This is a genomic window from Halapricum hydrolyticum, from assembly GCF_025517535.1.
In the GTDB taxonomy this organism is placed as follows: Archaea; Halobacteriota; Halobacteria; order Halobacteriales; family Haloarculaceae; genus Halapricum; species Halapricum hydrolyticum.
The window spans coordinates 61,554-79,771 of sequence record NZ_JAOPKC010000010.1 but is presented as its reverse complement, the minus strand read 5'-3'; the positions used below and the strand labels follow the sequence as shown (position 1 = coordinate 79,771).

Here is an 18,218-nt window from a genome sequence, read left to right as displayed (position 1 = left end):
GTGAAGTAAATTTCCCTATAGGTCTGCGTTCGAGAACCGCCAGTAGCCGAGTGCGACTGGAACGACGAACCACAGCAAGAGGATCAACGCCGCGAGCACGGGTGTCGCGTATACGGCGTCGACGTTGTTGGCTCTGACAGTCGCCGCCGGCCATTCCGTCGTTGCCGCGAGGGTAGCACTAAGCACTTCGTTGAACGCGCCGTTCGGCGTCAGGCTCTGATAGATGTACAGCCAGTCGGCGTCCCCGCTCAGATCCAGGACGATCGTGAGGACGGCGGCGATCGCACCCCAGAAGAACTGAACGACGATCAACACGATCGCGCCGGCAACCGCCAGCGACGACGAACGCGTCACTGCCGACAGTCCCACGAAGATACTCACGTAGAGCACGATGTACACGAGGATCGCCACGAGGAACTCCACCGAGAGCACGATCGGAACGGTTCCGAGCAGGGCCCCGCCGACGCCGAGACCGATCACCAGCGACGCGATCGCGGGGACCGCGAGCACGGCTGACCGACCGACGATCTTGCCCGTGATGACCTCGAGCCGGGTGTGAGGCAGCGACAGCAAGAGCTTCAGACTGCCCTGCTCCCACTCGCCGACGATCGACTTGTGACAGATGATTGCACTGACGAACATGATGAAGATTGTGATCGGGCTCTGCACGAACGAGACCAGCCCGACCCCCAGTTGGTTGCCCGGAACACTCTCGATAAATTGATCGGAGTAATATCCGAACGCCGCTCCGAGACCGACCGAGAGCAACCCGAAGACGATCGCCAGCGCCCAGAACATCCGCGATCGGATCGCGTCCCGGAAGTCCTTGCGCGCGACGGCTACCCAGCTCATTGTCCACCTCCCGTGTACGCCATGAACAGCTCTTCGAGCGAGGCTTCCTCCGTCTCGAAGTCCGAGACGCTCGCGCCGTGGTCTTCGAGCGTCGTCACGACGTCCATCTTCGCGCCGTCGTCGACCGAAGCCGTCAGGACGCCATCGCTGAACGTCACGCTCGAAACGCCCGACAGCGACTGAACCGCGTCGATCGCCCCGTCGGTGACGCCGTCAGCGACGACTCTGAGCGTCGCCTGTGTCCCCGCCGCGTCGCGCAGGCCGTCGACCGTGTCGACAGCGACCAGTTCGCCGTCGCGGAGGATACCGACCCGGTCACACACCGCCTCGACCTGGCTAAGGATGTGACTGGAGAAAAATACCGTCGTCCCGTTGGACGCTTCCTCCTTGACGATCTGTCGCACGTCCTGCACGCCCGAGGGATCCAGCCCCGTCGATGGCTCGTCGAGGATCAGCAGGTCGGGGTCGCCGACCAGCGCCATCCCGAGCGTGAGTCGCTGTTTCATCCCCTTCGAGAAATCGCCCGCTTTCCGATCGATCGCATCTGCCAGTCCGACGCGCTCGAGGACTGCTTCGGGGTCGTCGTTCGTCTCCTTGGACTCGATGACGAACTCGAGGTGATGGCGGGCCGTTAGCCGGTCGTACACCTTGTATCCTTCAGGGAGCACCCCGGTGCGGCGGCGCACTTCCTGCGAATCGTGCTGTGCATCCAGACCGAGCACGCGGGCCGTGCCCGACGTCGGGCGGACAAAATCCAGGAGGATGTTGATCGTCGTCGACTTCCCCGCGCCGTTCGGCCCGAGAAAGCCAAACACTTCCCCCTCGTTCACCCTGAGATCGACTCCACGGAGGGCTGTCACGGACTCACCGAACCGCTTGGTGAGACCGTTCAGTTCGATAGCGGCCATATCCAGATTATCCCCCTCGTGCAATATATAAAAAAGATGGGATATCGGATCAGGTTGACGCAGTCCCGGTGGATGTCCGAGCGAGTTTCACAGCGTCGGCCAGCGTGGCGTCGTCGCACGGTCGTCTCTCTCGGTTTTGCAACATGTTTTTGAAAGTTGCGTCCGGAGGAGAGGTATGGAAACGGAGAGCAGGAACTCGGCGGTGTCGCTGGACGGCGTCGTCAAGACGTATCGTCTCGGCGAACCAGTCCACGCGCTGGACGGGGTGTCCCTGGAGGTACCGCGTGGCTCGTACACGGCCGTCATGGGGCCGAGCGGGTCGGGGAAGTCGACGCTGATGAACCTGATCGGGTGTCTGGACACCCCGACAGAAGGTGAGATTTTTCTCGACGGGCAGGACGTGACGCGGGTGAGCGACCGCGAGCGGACGCGGATCCGCGGCGAGGACGTCGGCTTCGTCTTCCAGACGTTCAATCTCATGCCGCGGCTGACCGCCCGCGAGAACGTCGCCCTGCCGATGGTGTTTCGCGGGATCGGCCGCGCCGAACGTCGGGAACGAGCAGCCGAAGTACTCGACTCGGTCGGGCTGGGTGATCGGCTCGAACACCGACCCAACGAACTCTCCGGCGGCCAGCGCCAGCGGGTCGCCATCGCCCGTGCGCTGGTCAACGACCCTGCGCTGCTGCTGGCCGACGAACCGACCGGGAACCTCGACACCGAGACCGGCGAACAGATTATGGACCTGTTCGAGGAACTCTACGAACGGGGGAACACCATTCTGATGGTCACCCACGAGCGGTCGATCGCCGAACACGCCGAGCGGATCGTTCACCTGCTGGACGGGGAGATCGAGCGGATCGAACAGCTCTCGGGGGTCGGCCGATGAAACTACTGGAGAGTCTGCGGATCTCCTGGCGGGCGATCCGCGGTCACAAGCTCCGGTCGACGCTGACGACGCTGGGCGTGATCATCGGCATCGCCGCCGTCATCACGTTCGTCACGCTCGGGGCCGGCCTGCAGGAGGGGATCGTCGGCGACATCAGCCCGGACGACCAGCGCAACGTCTACGTCTGGGCGGCCCCGCCGGAGAACAGCGGACAGGGGCCGCTCGCCGGCGCACAGCCGGTGTTCACCCAGCGCGACGCAAACCAGGCCGCGAATCTCTCGGGGGTGGAAGACGCCTACGTGTACACGCCGGTCCCGGGCCAGTCAGTCACGTACGGCAACGAGACGGTCGCCAGACAGAGCGGCTTCATCGCGACCGGGGCCGGCTATCTCGATGACGACGAGATCGCTGACGGGAGACGATTCACTGGCGGCACGGTCGATCCCGAAAACGGCACACTCGAGGTCGTTCTCAACCCGGCGATGGCCGGACTGTTCGAGCAAAACGTCTCTGTCGGCGACACGCTGACGCTCGGCGTCTTCCAGGGCCTGCAGGTCGAGGTGACCGTCGTCGGCATCCTCGAGGACTCCGAGAGTCGAAGCGCGTTCGAAGGGTTCGGCCCGTCACCGAGGCTGTATATCCCGGCCGATTTCCAGCTGATCGGTGGCGTCGGCGAGCAGCCGCGATACATTGCGATGGTCGCGGAGGCCCCGACCAGAAGCGACGCCGATATCGACCAGGTCAAACAGGTGACCGAGCAGTACCTCACTGGTCCCGACTCCGACGCTGGCGAGCGGGCGGCGAGCCAGGACCTGGCGTTCGAACTCCAGACGAGCACGGAACTGATCGGCCAGCTAGAGGACGTGCTGAACCTCCTGCAGAACTTCGTCGTCGGGATCGCGGGCATCTCGCTTTTGGTCGGCTCGATCGGCATCGCCAACATAATGCTCGTCTCAGTCACCGAGCGAACTCGCGAGATCGGGATCATGAAGGCCGTCGGGGCACAGCGCCGGGACATCCTGGGGCTGTTCATCGTCGAGGCCGTCATCCTCGGCGTGCTCGGCGCAATCATGGGGACCGCGCTGGGACTGCTCGCGGGGTACGCCGTCTCCGGATACATCGGGATCCCCTGGGTGTTCCCTGCCCGCTGGACGGCCGTCGCGATCGTCGTCGGCATCGCTGTCGGCGTGCTCGCCGGCCTGTACCCGGCCTGGAACGCCTCCCGGACCGATCCGATCGACGCGCTGCGGTATGAGTGATCGGCCAGGGGCCGATCAGTTGCCGATCAGGAGACGCCGCCGCTACTTTCGAAGCGTTGTCCGAGAGGGACGAATTCGATCCGGCTGGATAGCAGATACCACGGCAATACGAGCGCCGCGCCGAGCGCGTTGGCGTAAGCGTCGAGCACCGAGACGTACCGGCCCGGCGCGATCGACTGGCCGAACTCGATGCCGACACCGTACAGTACGGTCGCGACGACGACCAGCGCGGCCAGCGAGCGGGCGCGTCGCTCCCAGTCAGCCGTCGCGTAGGCCAGCGCGTACGCGAACGCGCCGTACGCGAGGAAGTGACGCCACTTGTCCAGCGGGATCAAAGTGAACCGGACCCGGTCGAGCACTGTCTCCGGCGGAACCGCGAGGATCGACCCGTAGAAGATGACGCCGGCCACAGCGAGGACGGCCAGCCACCTGACCGGCGCCGGCAACAGCGGAACGCGAACCGACATGTCTATCGAAGAACGGGCCGGCGGGAAATGTCGTCCGGTTTCGGGCCGTCGCGCGCGTCGAAAAGCAGTTTTTTCTCCCTGGCTCGCCCCTCACCAGATATGTTCGGAACGAGCGGCGTCCGCGGCCCGGTCGGCGAGACGGTCACCGCGGAACTGGCGCTTTCAGTCGGTCGGGCCCTGGCGCTCGACTGCGATCGAGTGGTCGTCGGTCGTGATCCGCGCGAAAGCGGCGAGTTGCTGACCGACGCGCTCGCCGCGGGGCTGCGGGAGTCGGGAACGGACGTACTCGATATCGGCGTCGCCGCGACGCCGACGATCGCCCGCGCGGTCGGCTGGCTTTCCGCCGACGCCGGCGTCGCGATCACGGCCAGCCACAACCCTGCCCCGGACAACGGGATCAAGCTCTGGCAACCCTCCGGCCAGGCGTTCGACGACGCCATGCAGAACCGGATCGCCGATCACGTCGAGGCCAGCGACACTGACCTGCACCCGTGGAACGAACTCGGAACTCGAAAGGCCGTCGACGCCCGGCAGCGTCACGTCGAAGCGATCACCGCAACCGTCGAGATCGACGATCCGCCGTCGGTCGTCGTGGACCTGGGTAACGGCGCCGGAGCGGTCAGCGTCGAGGTACTGCAGGCCCTGGGCTGCTCGGTCGAGACGCTCAACGCCCAGCCCGACGGGTCGTTTCCGGGGCGCCCGAGCGAGCCGACCGCCGAGCACTGCGAGTCGCTGGCGGACCTCGTCGGCGCGAGCGACGCTGACCTGGGAATCGCGCACGACGGCGACGCTGACCGCATGCGAGCGGTGACCGGCCAGGGCGAGTTTATCTCCGGGGATGTGCTCCTGGCGATGCTCGCTCGCGAGGCGGCCGATCCGGGCCAGCGCGTCGCCGTCCCCGTGGACACGAGCATGGCCGTCGACGACCATTTGGCCGAGATCGACGTCGAGGTCGCGCGAACGAAAGTCGGGGACGTCTACGTCGCCGAGCGCGTCACCGAACCGGACGTGGTCTTCGGCGGCGAGCCCTCTGGCGCGTGGATCTGGCCCAACGCGACGCTGTGCCCCGACGGGCCGCTGGCGGCCGCGAAACTCGCTGCACTGGCCGCCGAGCGACCGCTCGAAGCACGGCTCGACGATATCGACACCTATCCGATCCGACGCGAGAACGTCGAGACCACCGAGAAGACTGCAGTGATGGAGCGCGTCGCCGCGGACGTCACCGGCGCCTACGACGACGTGACGACGTTGGACGGCGTGCGGGTCGGATTCGAGGACGGCTGGTTCCTGATCCGGGCGAGCGGCACCCAGCCGCTCGTTCGCGTGACTGCGGAGGCACGTGACAGCAAGCAGGCACAGACGTATCTCGCGGCTGCGATCTCGCTGGTCGAGGATGCCAGAGACGCGACGACAGAAGCGTAGGAAAAGGATTCGCAGGCGATTTGCGAGCGTTACCCGCGACGTGTCGAGCGGGCCTCACGAACGTCAGCACCGTCGCGGATCTTGTCCTCACATTGCGGGCACACTCTCGGATTTTCGATCCCGTTCGGCGTGAAAACACGTGCGTAGGCCGCCGTTACAAATGAGCCACAGTTCTGGCATTCCGGCATACACCCTCTTGTTGGTCTCGTCCACCTTAATTATTGGTGATGTGCCACCGCAAGGCACACATTGCCGGTTTATTCTCGATTTCCTCACATAGTGATTACTGTACGTCTGTTCCGGGTCGACCGCGCGAATGAGTGCGGTCGTACCAGTAAATCGTTACAGTAATCACTATCAGACTGCCGGCAGTATCAAAACGACGTGTAAACGGTCCCGTCCTGTGTGAGGTCGATCGTACCGTCGAACAGGTCGCGATAGCCCGCGAGTACCTCGTCGTCGTGGACGCTCTCGGCGAGGTGGAACAGCCCGACAGCGTCGTGTTCCGCGAGCAGTTCCAGCAGTGACTCGACAGCTTCGCGAGCGCTGTCCTCGTCGGCGTAGTAGGCCATCTCGGTGACAGAGTCGACCGAAATCCGACGCTTGCCCTCGGTCTCTTCGAGGAACTGACGCGTCTGATCGACGATCTCGTCGAGATTGTCGGGTGCACTGACGTATCTGACGTGATCGGTCTTGCGACGGGTGTAGCCGCGCTCGACGGACAACGTATCGAGAATTGTCGCCTTCGACTCGTCGACGGCGTAGTGTTCGAGCTTCTGCTCGACCTCGCGAGCGCTCGTCCGGGTCGAGATGATCAGCATGTGGTCGGTGTCGGTACGGAGAAACTCCGTGTCGATCCGGTCGGTTTCGCCGGTGCTCGGGTGCACGAGCAGGATACCTGTGCCGCCCGGAACTGTCTCCGGCGCGTTCTCGATCGCCAGCGTGTACTCCATGTGGCTGTGAAAGCGGTGCAAGCAGCCTTAATGCTGTCGGGAGGAATCGAAGCAGACGGAACTAGTCGGCCGACTCTTCAGCGCGTTCGCGGATGAGATCACGAAGCTCGTCGGCGTCGTTGATCTCCTCCATCTCGGATTCTTCGATGAGCGCCGTCCCGTCGACTGCCTCACGGGTTGCACGTTCGACGACGTACACCGAAGTCGTCCGGGTCACTTCCCCGACAGAAGACATGATCCGGGCGCGTTTCTCCGCGGTTTCGGTGAACTCCGAGTGGCCGGTCAGCATCTGCTGGCGACGCTGTTCGTTCTCGCTGATCGTCTTGAACGGCGCACGCTCGGTCGGATGCACGTCGAAGCCGACTCGCGTGAGCACGGTGACGATCGATTCGTCCGCGGGATCGACATCGGGGTCGTCCGGCGTGGGCTCGTTGTCGCGGATGTCTTCGGTACCGTCGAGCACCTCGACCGGCGAGGTCAGCGGTGCGTCGAACAGTTCCTCGAGCTTGGCGGCCACGTCGACGCTAGCGTCCATACCGTCCTCGTACTTCGAGACGGTCCGGCGGGAGACACCGAGTTCGCTGGCGAGCTTGCCCAGACTCCACTCGCGCTCCTGTCGGGCGTCTTCGAGGATTTCGCTATCGATATTGACGTACAGTCCGCCAGGGGCAGCGTAGATCAGCGGCGGCACGTCCTCGACGAACAGGTCCATCGCGGTGTCCGGCGAGAGGACGGGCACGCCGTGACGGAAGTAGACCACGCCGGGCTTGAGATCCTCGTCGCGGGTGCGCAACCCGATGACGAGCGGCGTCGCCCGGAGGTACTCCCCGAGCCGGCGCATCTCCGCGCCGGTCCGGTTGTCGAAGGCGTCGATGTTCCCCAAAATCTTTACCAGGACGGTGTCCCGTCCGCGCCGGGCAGCCACGTCAAAACTCTTCGGACGGATCGCACACCGGTCGCTGACGAGGAACCCCGCATCCTCCAGCATCGCGATCACGTTTTCAACCAGTGCGGATCGGGACATCGGTTTCTCGAACTAGACGTAAGTAGTTCATTGCATATATGGTTTGCGGCAGGCGTAGAAGCGGTGTATTGCGGTTTCGCTCGGAAACGCCCCCGTGATTGATATAGAAGTGCTGATCGAGCGAAACATTCCGGATGTCTGATTGTCGAATAGGCGACGTCCACCAGTTGCGCTCGCGTTCGCAGAGATACACGTGGACGCCAACAAATGCGCCTCCAGCGGTCACCGGCGAGGTCTGACGAGTCCGACTCCGCGCGAGAGAAATATTCATAGAGATACAGCGGTCACGATCGGTCTCACTCGACGACGAGTAACACACCAAGACCGAGCAGTAGAACGGTGTACGCGACGGCAGCGGCGAGAGCGTCGCCGGTCGTCGGGTACTCGCTGGCCCGGAAGACGATCGCTTTCCGGACCATCGCGATCACACCGGTGTAGATCACCAGGCGGACGATCTCAGCAGTGCCTTGTTTCGTCGTGTAGGCAATCACCGTCTGGTATATCTCGACGATGATGAGCAACAGCAGTCCAGTGTCGATGAACCCGATGACGACGAGCGGATCGGTGATCGATCCCGTCAGGACGGCCTCCCCGATCTGGAGTATGAGATCGACGACGCCGATGCCGAACAGGAGCGCGAATACCGCGGCTGCGACCAGCTCGACGTAGGTGACGAACTGCTCGGTGACGCGAGCGATCGGACTCTCGGAGGTGGTCCCGGCAGGAGCGTCCGCGTCTACCATTCTCGTCTGGGAACGGATTAGGAATCCACCTGTAAATAGCTGGGGACGACGCGAAGGCCGCTATGGTAAATCGCCTCGGGGTCAAGCCCAGAGGCTTTCGCGTGGACTCCCGTTCTATGCCTCTGTTGAGGCAGGGGGTACGTACTCCCCACTCACGTTCAGCGTCCCGCGATTTAAGCGCACATCTACGGGTGCGCCTCCGTCACCTGCGTTTTGCCTGCGACGGAGATACTGCAAACCGATATTCTTCGAGGCGTTGTAGTCAGCGTGATTCTCATACCCGCACTGCTGACACTCGAACGACTCTCTGTCACGGTTATCGTCGTGGGTAAACCCACACGTCGAGCAACGCTTCGAGGTGTTGCGGGGGTTCACCTGTACGGCTTCGACACCGTGTTCTTTGGCTTTGTATTCGACGTACTCGTAGAGGCGTCGGAACGCCCAGACGTGTTGCCACGTCGCTTCGGGAATGTTCTCCCGAATGTGGGTCAAGTCCTCGAACACGATGTGCGAACAGTCGTTCTCGACGGCCTCCTCGATAAGCTCGTTCGCCACCGTGTGCAGGTGTATCTCGAAGCGTCCGTACTCTTTCCGCCCGACTGACTCGATGTTCTCGTGAGCGTGGCGAGACCCACACTGTTGAAGCGACCCACGACGTTTCTCGTACTCTCGTCGCCAGTGATTAAACTCGTCTGCCGACCAGAATCGCCCGGTCGAAGCAACGGCGAGGTTGTTCACTCCCAAATCCACACCAAGGACTGTTCTGTGCTTGGACTCAGATTCGGGCGATTCCTCGTCTGCCTCGACTTTCCGCATAGAAGCGTGGAGATACCAGTCACCATCGCGGTACTGCAACTGTGCCATCCGAAACTCGAAGTCCTCGTCGGAGACGTATTTGGTCGGCGGTGTCTCCGAGTCGTCGGGGAGGATGTAATCACACTCAACGCGCCCGTCTACAGTCGAGAGGGAAACGTGGTCGCGGTGGAACGTCGCACTCCGCTTATCGTAGACTGCGCTATCGGCAGAAAAGTACGGTTGCGACGTGTTCTCGCCACGTTTAAGACGCGAGACTCCGCTTTTGACGGCTTCAACAGCCCTGCGAATCCCTTTCTGGACGAGATTCGCGGTCAGGTCGGTTTCGTCGCGGAGTCGGTCGTAGAGGGCGCGTTCGGCCTTCGCTTTCGAGGTGACGTGGTAGCCGCCGTCGCCGTGCCAGCACCACTCGCTCGCGGTGTTGGCGCAGTGTTTGAACTGCTCGACGGTCTCTCGAAGCGAATCGTCGGCTCTTTCGGGAGTGTCGAGTTTGATAACGGCGGTACGACGGTATTCCACTGTATTTTCACATATGTAGGCAGTGCTACTTATACGCTTGGGAGTCGGCCTGCCATCGTAGTGAGGTTTGTGTCATTAGTTGTCGGCTTCCTCCCCGACCGCACGACGTGTGACCACATCGGGAAATCCTCACAGCGAGCACTATTAGTAGCACAATCGAGTACGACCGGCCGTGACTGTCGTCGGCTTGGACGATACCGACTCCCGCGAGCGCGGGATGTGCACGACCTACGTCGCTGCGCGCCTCGCCGAGCGACTGCGATCGGCTGGCCAGGACGTCGATCGAACGCTTCTCGTGCGGCTCAACCCTGCGGTCGAGTACAAGACACGGGGCAACGCCGCGCTCGCGATCCATATCGACGCCGATCCGGAGCGCGTGCACGCTGCCGTCCATGAGGAGATCGGCCTGGCCGAGACAGCGGACCCTCAAACCAATCCCGGCGTCGTCATCGCTGACGGCCAACCGGGAGAGATACCCGACGACGTGGCCGAGTTCGCCCGTGAGGCGATCAGGACGCACCATGACATCGACGACGCCCGCGAACTGGCCGACCGCCATGGCTTCGTGACGCTCTCGCGGGGCAACGGTCGCGGATTGATCGGCGCGCTGGCGGCGGTCGGCGCCTGGCGGGCCTTCGAGGAGTGGACCTACGAATCGATCAGCTATCGCGAGCGCGAGCGATGGGGGACCGACCGGGAGGTCGACCGGGAGTCGGTCTTCGCGGCTGCCGAGGACGCTTACCCCGACGCCTGGGACACCGTCGACCGAGTCGAGGGGCAAGCGGTCTGTGTCCCGCACACACCGTGTCCGATCCTCTATGGCATCCGGGGCGACGATCCCGATGCCGTCGAGGCGGTGGCCGACCGTATCGAGAGTGAACCGGTCGCCCGCCGGCAGCTCTTCGTGACCAACCAGGGGACCGACGCCCACCTCGAACCGGCAGCGATCGGAGAGACGACCGACGGACGCGCGTACTGCGTCGACGGGACGGTCGTCGACCCGCCAGAGACCCGTCCCGGCGGCCACGTGTTCCTCTCGATCGGCGACGGCGAGCACACACTCGACTGTGCCGCGTTCGAACCGACCAAGCGCTTTCGCGACCGGGTACGAGCGCTCAGGGTCGGCGACGCTCTAACCGTCTGTGGCGAAGTGAGCGACGGGACCCTGAAGCTGGAGAAGTTCGCGGTACGGGACCTGCGGGAGACCGAGCCGGCGACGCCGGACTGTCCCGAGTGTGGGCGCTCGATGGAGAGTGCCGGACGGGGCCAGGGCTACCGGTGTCGAGACTGCGGAACGAGCGCGGACGGGAAGGTGGAGCAAGAGATCGACCGTGACCTCGAAGTCGGGTGGTACGAGGTGCCGCCGGTTGCGAGGCGCCACATCGCGAAACCATTGATACGAGGGGGATTCGACGGGCCGATCCACCCCGAGCGGTAGCGGAGAGCATACGCGCCGAAGGCGCGTTTCACTGCTGGCGACTATCGGGAGCCAGCAGGTCGTTTTTCCCCACGTTTTTGCGACGAGCGGTGGCCGGGCAGCGGGAGACGCGACCAGCGGGAGCGTCTCCGAGAGGCGAGCGGTATGGCCGCGAGCAAGCGAGGCCACCCGAGGAGTAAAAAGTGGTTGTGAAACCATTGATACGAGGGGAAGTCGACGGGCCGATCCACCCCGAGCGGTAGCGGAGAGCATACGCGCCGAAGGCGCGTTTCGCCGGACGCGAGGCGGAGCCGAGCGTCCGGGTTGTTTGTCCCCACGTTTTTGCAAGCAGGGTTCCCGCAGGGCCGGAGGCCCGAGGAAACCCTGCGCAGTAAAAAGTGGTGTAGCGAGTCCGCGTCTCGACCGTCGATGGAAACTGCTATGTGACCGTTCACGATACGGTAATATATGCCGGATCCACCGCGCGTACTCAGCACGCAACACCCGGACAACGCGACGGTTCCGTTCTTCGCAGAGGGCGACGTGATAGAGGGCGAAGACGAGATCCAGGAGGCGTACTACGCGTACTCGCATCTCGGAGCCGACGAGCAGATGTGGGACTTCGAGGGCAAGGAAGGCGACGAGTACGCGGTCAAGAAGCTGCTGTCGCGGTTCGATCAGTACTTCCTCGGATCGAAGCTGGGCGAGGACGTCCGGCTGACGGTCCGCGGGCCGAACCCCGACATCGAGGAGGCCGAGGCGAAGATTCTGCTGGAGATCCTCGAAAGCATCCCGCGGTCGTACGACGCTGCGGAGCTGTTCTACGACGAACACGGCGAGCGCGTCGTCCCGCCGATCTTCGAGGTCATCATTCCGATGGTAACCGACGCCGACCAGCTCAACGCCGTCCACGACTACTACGAGCAGTTCGTGGTCGGTAAAGGGGACGAATACCTGCTGGACGATCGAACGGTCTCGGAGTGGGTCGGGGAGTTCCGCCCGAACTCGATCAACGTCATCCCGCTGATCGAAGAGCGCGAGCACATGCTCGCTGCCGACGAGATCATCCGCGGCTACGTCGAGGGACGCGACATCGACGCCCAGCGAGTCTTCCTGGCGCGTTCGGACCCGGCACTCAATTACGGGTCACTGTCGGCGGACCTCATCAACAAGGTCACGATGCAGCGGCTGTACGACATGGCCGAGGAAGAAGGAATCGAGATCTACCCGATGCTCGGGGCCGGTTCTGCGCCGTTTCGGGGAAACCTCTCGCCGACGACCGTCGAGGAAACCCTCGACGCGTGGCCGGAGGTCGAGACCTTCACCGTCCAGTCGGCGTTCAAGTACGACTACCCGATCGAGACGGTCCAGGGAGCCATCGAGACGCTCCGGTCGGCACCCGAAAGTCAGCTCGAGGAGCGCATCGACGAGGAGCGTGCGCTGGAGGTCGTCGACGCCGTCGAAGAGGTCTACGCCGAGCAGGTCGAGCAGGTCGCGCCCCTGGTCAACCGGATCGCGGAGTACACGCCCAAGCGACGGGCCCGGAAGCTCCACGTCGGGCTGTTCGGATACTCCCGTGAGGTCGGCGAGATGCAACTCCCACGGGCGATCACCTACACCGCGACGCTGTACAGCATCGGCTTCCCGCCGACGCTGATGGGACTGGCCGGCCTCTCGGAGGAAGACATCAAGTTCGTTGAGGAGGCCTTCCCGCGGTTCTTCGAGACGCTCGAAGACGCCGCGCAGTACTACAACCCCCGCTCACAGCTGGTCCTGCCACTGGACGAGGACCGCGCGACGGCGGGACTCGATCTGGTCGACGTCGATCTCGACCCCCGACACCGTGCGGCGACCGACGACGTCATCGACGCACTGGAGCGCGAAGACGGCGACGCGATCCGGGCCGGGATCGTCCGGGCCGCCCAGGTCCGACAGTTCCTCGGATAATCGGACTCCCGGCAGATCGCGCAGTGAGTGGGCCAGTATCGGGCAGAGGGCCTTACAGAGATTCGAGGAGAAAGCCCACGACTTTACAGTAGTTGCTGAAGTGGGAGAGAGCCGATTGTCGTCGCGGTCGTTGTCTCGATATGGTCGAGACAGCTGAAGCGAAACAGGTGAGCCGTGCTGCCTCATCAGTGCTGTTTCCGGAGCTTGATTTCGGTATTGCGAACAACGGCACCTATCCGAGCGAGGACTTCCAACGAATCCTCGCTCGGATTGCCTTCGATAACGAGTTTGCCAACGCTGGCGCGAAAGCCTACCAACTTGCTCGTGGTGAAGAGGTTGACGTTGGAGCCGAGTCACGGAATCCGACGGCGAGAGCACTGTTGTACCACCTTCGTGGATTGGAGGCGGACGCGGTCGACGGCCAGTTCGACCGCGTCCGCGATGCTGTCCTCGCCGAAGCAGCCCGCAACCGGCTGTTCACACAGCCAGTCGACGTCGCGATCGACGTTCACGGCTGGCTGTACTACGGCGACAGCGACACACCGCACGTCTCCCGGACTGATCCCGACCGAGGAACAGACTCCGCCTACAAGTTCGCCACCGTCTGTATCGTCGATCCGAGCGTCCGATTGACGCTTGGGTGGGTCGCACTGGACGGTGAGGAAACCGACGAGTTGGCGGAGGCAATCCGCCAACTCGTCTCTCAGGCGCGGGACTACGTCGAAATCAACCGCGTCTATCTCGATCGTGGCTTCTACCGCGTCCATCTCGCGTTGACGCTGGAGGAGTGGACGTTGAGTTCGTGATGCGTGCGCCACAGACACGGAAGGTACAGCGATGCATTGCCGACCACGACGACGATATATTCGTCGCGGAGTACGAGATGGCACGGTCGAATCCACCGACGGGCCGGACGACAGTCCGGCTGGTCGTCGTCCCACATCGTTCCCGTGAGGACGATCAGTTCTGTCTGGTGACTAACCGCGACGTCACACGTGACGTCGCTCAGCCACTCGCAGAAGCCTATCGCCGCCGTTGGGGCATCGAAACGTCTTACCGAAAAGTCACAGAATTTCTCCCAAAAACATCGTCACCGACGTTCTCTGTGCGATTGTTCTACTTTCTGTTTGCTGTGGCGCTGTACAATCTGTGGGTGTTGACGAACCTGCTCCTCACGCCAGATCGGGCGGTCGGGAGAACACCAGTCCTCCCGACCGCCCTGTTCCGGCACTTTCTGGGTCCCATCCCGGACGGGTAGGGTTAGACCCGGCGGTTGACTCGGGCTGTCCGCCCGAGTCAGTACGCCGCGGGCTACTGGCGAGACTGCCAGAACAGCCCTCGTCGAAGGTTCTTCGCCGGCAGTCAGCAATCGCTCTCTCCAGATGGTGACGTTGATCTTGAACAAAGCCGAAGACGCAACTCCTCTTCAGCAGTTCCCGAAGTCGAATCAGCAACTACTGTAAAAGCCGTGGGAGGAGGTCAAGAAGTTTTCAATCCGCTTCCAGTCAGTGCCACGACTACGTCGTCTCTGTCGTCGATCGCACCCCGGTCCCGGAACCGATCGAGTGCGGAAGTCGCCGTGGCACAGGTCGGCTCGACGTGGAAGCCGGCCCGAGCGAGTCGGTCGTGTTCGCGGTCGGTCGCTTCGGCCGTGACGGCCACGGCATCGCCGCCGGTCGCCTCGATCGCCTCGACGATCTGGGCTTTCCGTGCTGGCTCGGCGATCTGGATCCCGTCGGCAGCGTCGTTTCGCTCGCCGGTTCCCGGGCTGGGGTCACCACCCAGCGCCTCGACGATCGGCGCGACGCCAGCGGCCTGGGCCCCGAGCAGGCGCGGCATCGAGTCGATCCAGCCGGCTGCCTGCAAGGCGTGAAAGCCGCGATACGCTCCCAGAAACAGCGTCCCGTGGCCCAGCGGCGTCACGAACGCGTCTGGGGCCGACCAGCCGCGCTGGGCCGCGATCTCGAAGGCGACGGTCGCTGTCCCGGCGAAGAAGGCGGGGTCCCAGGCGTGGCTGGCATAGTATGCGACGTCCGGCTCACGGGTCGCTGCGCTCTCGCGGGTCGTTCCTCCCCGCTCGCTCGATTCGAGTTCGCCGTGCGACCTCGCGCTCCCCGCTCGCTCGTTCGGCGTGCCCTCACTCCGGCCGGTAACGCCCGACTCGACGGCGTCGATGCAGGCGTCAGTGACGTCCTGGCGAGTGCCCTCGATCCGCCTGAGCGTCGCTCCGGTCCGCTCGATCGCTCGCAACTTGCCGGGCTTTGCGTCCGCGGGCACGAAGATCTCGGCGTCGAGCCCTGCACGCGCGGCGTAGGTCGCGATCGCCAGGCCGGCGTTGCCCGAGGAGTCCTCGACGACGCGATCGACGCCCTGCCCCAGTGCGCGTGAGATCGTCGTCGTCGCGCCGCGATCTTTGAAGCTCCCGGTGGGGAAGATCGATTCGAGTTTGAACTGCACGCCCCACTCGTCGTCCTCGACCAGTGGCGTCCAGCCCTCGCCGAGCGAGACCCGTCGCTCGACGGACAAAAGATCCGAAAAGGCCCACAGGCCGTCGTCACGATCGAGCGTGGCCGGCGGACCGTCGTCGGGCACGGGACGGTCCGCGAACTCGAGAGGATGGCCACAGTCACACCGCCAGGGGCCGTCCGTGGGGTACGTCCGGCCGCAGTCGGAGCAGACCAGTTCCATGGCGGCGCTACCCCGGCCAGGCACACGGATCTGTCGGTCCGCGTCGTCTCTGTGCCGGATCAGCGTCGAAAAAGTGGGCCGCTCTAGGGCGTGATGACGGCGCGCCCGTCGATTTCACGGTGTTCGAGTTTCTCTGCGACCGTGTTGACCTCCTCGAGGTCGTAGCGGCTGGTGTGCAAGTCGACGTCGCCCTGTTCGACCAGCGCGACCAGTTCCTGGAGTTCAGTGTACTGGCCGACGATGTTACCCACGTAGGAGAACTCTCCGTTGACCAGCGCCTGTGCCGGTTCGTGGATGTGACCGCCGTAGCCGATGATGTGGTGGTCGCCACCGGCAGCGGTGATGTCCGGCGCGTATTCCGTGGTCACGTCGGCCCCGACGAAGTCCAGTACCTGTGCGGCACCTTTCCCGTCGGTGACGCTGTCGACGAACTCCCGGACGTCTTCTTGTTCGGGGTTGACGAGATGGTCGGCCCCGCCTTCCTCGGCCAGTTCGAGCGCGGAATCCTTGAGATCGACGGCCGTGATCTGCGCGGCACTCATTGCGTCGACGACCTGGACGCCGATGTGGCCCAGGCCACCGATCCCGACGATGACGGCGTGATCGCCCGGATTCAGCTTCCGGACGGCCTTCTTGGCGGCGTGGTAGGCCGTGATCCCCGCGTCGGCGTGTGGTGCGATGTCGATCGGCTCGACGCCGTCCGGCAGCGGGATGACCGCGCGCTCGTTTGTTAACAGGTAGTCCGCGAAACCACCGTCGGTCGTCAGTCCGTTGAACGCATCGTTCTCGCAATACATCGTCTCGCCCTGCCGGCAGGCTCGACAGGTCCCGCAGGTCTGTACCGGATGGCAGATTACCGGGTCACCCTCCTCGACGATCTCGACTTCCTCGCCCGTCTCGATAACCGTCCCGGCGTTCTCGTGGCCGAGCGTCATTGGCAACGGCTGGGGTACGTACGGCTCCCACATTCCCTCGATGATGTGGTTGTCCGTCTGGCACCAGCCCGCGCCCTCGACTTCGACGATCACCTCGTCCGATCGTGTGATCTCCGGACGATCGATCTCCTCGATCGCCAGCCCCTCGCTCATGTCGTCTGTATACTCGTGAAGTCGTGCTGCTCTCATAACCCACCATATATTATGATCTAATGTGATAAATAGATACGTGGGTTCGGGCACTTTCGTGACAAAAGAGTATCCGAAAACAGAGGGATCTAGCCTGATTATCGGACGCGTTCGGCGATTTCGTCGACGGCCTTCAGCGCGTCACGGACCATCGGCGGGGTGACTTCGAAGGGCTGGTTGTGGATCGTCTCTTCGGGGTCACAGGCGGCTTCGGCGACGACGTCGAGCTGCTCGTCGGTTGGATCTTCCAGGCCGATGTCGGACAGTGCGACCGGCAGCCCGATCTCCCGGGAGAACTCGACGTAGTCCTCGATGAAGGCGTCGTCGCGCCCCTCCAGAACGAGTTGCGTGATCGTGCCGATGTTGACCTTCTCGCCGTGAGTGGCGTCGTGGGTGGCTTCGAGCTGTGTCAGTCCGTTGTGGATCGAGTGGGCCGCGGCGAGCCCGCCGCTCTCGAACCCGAGCCCGCTCAGTAGCGTGTTCGCCTCGGTGACGGCCTCGACGCTCTCGGTGACGGCGTCACGCTCGACCGCGTCGACCGCGGATCGGCCGTGTTCGCGCAGCGTCTCGTAGCAGAGTCGAGCCAGCCGGTGGCCGGCGCGCGTGGGCTTGCCGCCGACGACGTTGTCGCCGTCCGAGCGATAGGTGGCGTCGGCCTCGAACCACGTGGCGAGGCCGTCGGCGATCCCCGACCGGAAGAACCGCGTCGGCGCGTCCGCGACGATGTCGGTGTCGACCAGCACGAGGTCGGGATGCTCGTTGTAGAACCAGTACTCTTCGAACTCGCCGTGCTCGCTGTAAATGACCGATAGTGCGCTGGTCGGCGCGTCCGTCGAGGCGACGGTCGGCATCGAAACCATCGCTCCGCCATCGAGGTTCTCCCGGACGGCCTTGGCGGTGTCCAGGGCCTTGCCGCCGCCTGCACCGATGACGACGTCAGCACCGCGGTCGCGGACGACCTCGGTGATCCGGTCGACCTCGGCCTCGGAAGACTCGCCCTGGAACTCGACCGAACTCGCGTCCATCCCCGCGTCCTCGAGGCTGGCCAGCACGCGATCCTCGACGAGTCCGAGGACGACCTCGTCAGCGAGCAACAGCGCGTGCTCGCCCAGCGAAGCCGCGTGTGTACCGATCTCGTCGGCAACGCCGCGTCCCTGTACGTACGCCGCCGGCGACTTGAATATCTGAGACATAGT

At 63.8% G+C, this 18,218-nt stretch carries 17 protein-coding genes; 6 read left to right on the top strand and 11 right to left on the bottom strand.

Features of this window, described 5'->3' with window-relative positions:
• Positions 1-15 precede the first annotated feature (15 nt).
• Positions 16-852, bottom strand: a complete 837-nt coding sequence (locus OB916_RS10205; protein WP_315909186.1) for an ABC transporter permease subunit — start codon at positions 850-852, stop codon at positions 16-18.
• A complete protein-coding gene (locus OB916_RS10200) occupies positions 849-1,760 on the bottom strand; it encodes an ABC transporter ATP-binding protein (protein WP_315909185.1) in 912 nt (303 codons plus the stop codon). Before OB916_RS10200 ends, OB916_RS10205 begins: the two co-directional genes overlap by 4 nt.
• 175 nt (positions 1,761-1,935) lie before the next feature.
• Between OB916_RS10200 and OB916_RS10195 the strand changes: the two genes are divergently transcribed.
• Both OB916_RS10195 and OB916_RS10190 read left to right on the top strand, forming a co-directional pair.
• Positions 1,936-2,646, top strand: coding sequence for an ABC transporter ATP-binding protein (locus OB916_RS10195; protein ID WP_315909184.1), 711 nt, complete (start codon positions 1,936-1,938; stop codon positions 2,644-2,646).
• Positions 2,643-3,905, top strand: coding sequence for an ABC transporter permease (locus OB916_RS10190; RefSeq protein WP_315909183.1), 1,263 nt, complete (start codon positions 2,643-2,645; stop codon positions 3,903-3,905). Before OB916_RS10195 ends, OB916_RS10190 begins: the two co-directional genes overlap by 4 nt.
• Positions 3,906-3,931: 26 nt before the next feature.
• On the opposite strand, the gene OB916_RS10185 is transcribed toward OB916_RS10190, so the two are convergent.
• On the bottom strand, positions 3,932-4,372 hold the full coding sequence (locus OB916_RS10185; RefSeq protein ID WP_315909182.1) for a VanZ family protein: 441 nt from the start codon (positions 4,370-4,372) through the stop codon (positions 3,932-3,934).
• Positions 4,373-4,471: 99 nt separating this feature from the next.
• Between OB916_RS10185 and glmM the strand changes: the two genes are divergently transcribed.
• Positions 4,472-5,794 (top strand): phosphoglucosamine mutase, encoded by a 1,323-nt coding sequence (glmM, locus tag OB916_RS10180; protein WP_315909181.1) that lies wholly within the window; start codon positions 4,472-4,474, stop codon positions 5,792-5,794.
• A gap of 29 nt (positions 5,795-5,823) precedes the next feature.
• Here the strand turns inward: glmM and OB916_RS17105 are convergent, their stop codons facing one another.
• The 5 genes from OB916_RS17105 to OB916_RS10160 all read right to left on the bottom strand — a co-directional run bounded on the left by OB916_RS17105 (position 5,824) and on the right by OB916_RS10160 (position 9,846).
• Positions 5,824-5,982, bottom strand: a complete 159-nt coding sequence (locus OB916_RS17105; RefSeq protein ID WP_418886509.1) for a DUF7563 family protein — start codon at positions 5,980-5,982, stop codon at positions 5,824-5,826.
• 186 nt (positions 5,983-6,168) lie between these two features.
• On the bottom strand, positions 6,169-6,747 hold the full coding sequence (locus OB916_RS10175; protein WP_315909180.1) for a DUF7090 family protein: 579 nt from the start codon (positions 6,745-6,747) through the stop codon (positions 6,169-6,171).
• Between the two features lie 61 nt (positions 6,748-6,808).
• The gene (locus OB916_RS10170) at positions 6,809-7,771 is read right to left on the bottom strand and encodes a transcriptional regulator (protein WP_315909179.1); all 963 of its coding nucleotides are present in this window, start codon (positions 7,769-7,771) and stop codon (positions 6,809-6,811) included.
• A gap of 296 nt (positions 7,772-8,067) precedes the next feature.
• On the bottom strand, positions 8,068-8,514 hold the full coding sequence (locus OB916_RS10165) for a phosphate-starvation-inducible PsiE family protein (RefSeq protein WP_315909178.1): 447 nt from the start codon (positions 8,512-8,514) through the stop codon (positions 8,068-8,070).
• Positions 8,515-8,628: 114 nt separating this feature from the next.
• Positions 8,629-9,846 (bottom strand): RNA-guided endonuclease InsQ/TnpB family protein, encoded by a 1,218-nt coding sequence (locus OB916_RS10160; RefSeq protein ID WP_315909177.1) that lies wholly within the window; start codon positions 9,844-9,846, stop codon positions 8,629-8,631.
• A 172-nt stretch (positions 9,847-10,018) separates the two neighbouring features.
• Here OB916_RS10160 and OB916_RS10155 point away from each other — a divergent pair, with 172 nt between their 5' ends.
• From OB916_RS10155 to OB916_RS10145, 3 genes are all read left to right on the top strand, one after another.
• On the top strand, positions 10,019-11,284 hold the full coding sequence (locus OB916_RS10155) for a tRNA(Ile)(2)-agmatinylcytidine synthase (protein ID WP_315909176.1): 1,266 nt from the start codon (positions 10,019-10,021) through the stop codon (positions 11,282-11,284).
• Between the two features lie 447 nt (positions 11,285-11,731).
• On the top strand, positions 11,732-13,210 hold the full coding sequence (gene ppcA / locus OB916_RS10150) for a phosphoenolpyruvate carboxylase (protein ID WP_315909175.1): 1,479 nt from the start codon (positions 11,732-11,734) through the stop codon (positions 13,208-13,210).
• A gap of 140 nt (positions 13,211-13,350) precedes the next feature.
• Positions 13,351-14,016, top strand: coding sequence for a hypothetical protein (locus tag OB916_RS10145; RefSeq protein WP_315909174.1), 666 nt, complete (start codon positions 13,351-13,353; stop codon positions 14,014-14,016).
• Between the two features lie 673 nt (positions 14,017-14,689).
• On the opposite strand, the gene OB916_RS10140 is transcribed toward OB916_RS10145, so the two are convergent.
• From OB916_RS10140 to OB916_RS10130, 3 genes are all read right to left on the bottom strand, one after another.
• Complete coding sequence (locus OB916_RS10140) at positions 14,690-15,898, bottom strand: pyridoxal-phosphate dependent enzyme (protein WP_315909173.1); 1,209 nt, start codon at positions 15,896-15,898, stop codon at positions 14,690-14,692.
• Between the two features lie 83 nt (positions 15,899-15,981).
• Positions 15,982-17,022, bottom strand: a complete 1,041-nt coding sequence (locus OB916_RS10135) for an NAD(P)-dependent alcohol dehydrogenase (protein ID WP_315909172.1) — start codon at positions 17,020-17,022, stop codon at positions 15,982-15,984.
• Positions 17,023-17,120: 98 nt separating this feature from the next.
• Complete coding sequence (locus OB916_RS10130; protein ID WP_315909171.1) at positions 17,121-18,215, bottom strand: glycerol dehydrogenase; 1,095 nt, start codon at positions 18,213-18,215, stop codon at positions 17,121-17,123.
• Between the last annotated feature and the right edge of the window lie 3 nt (positions 18,216-18,218).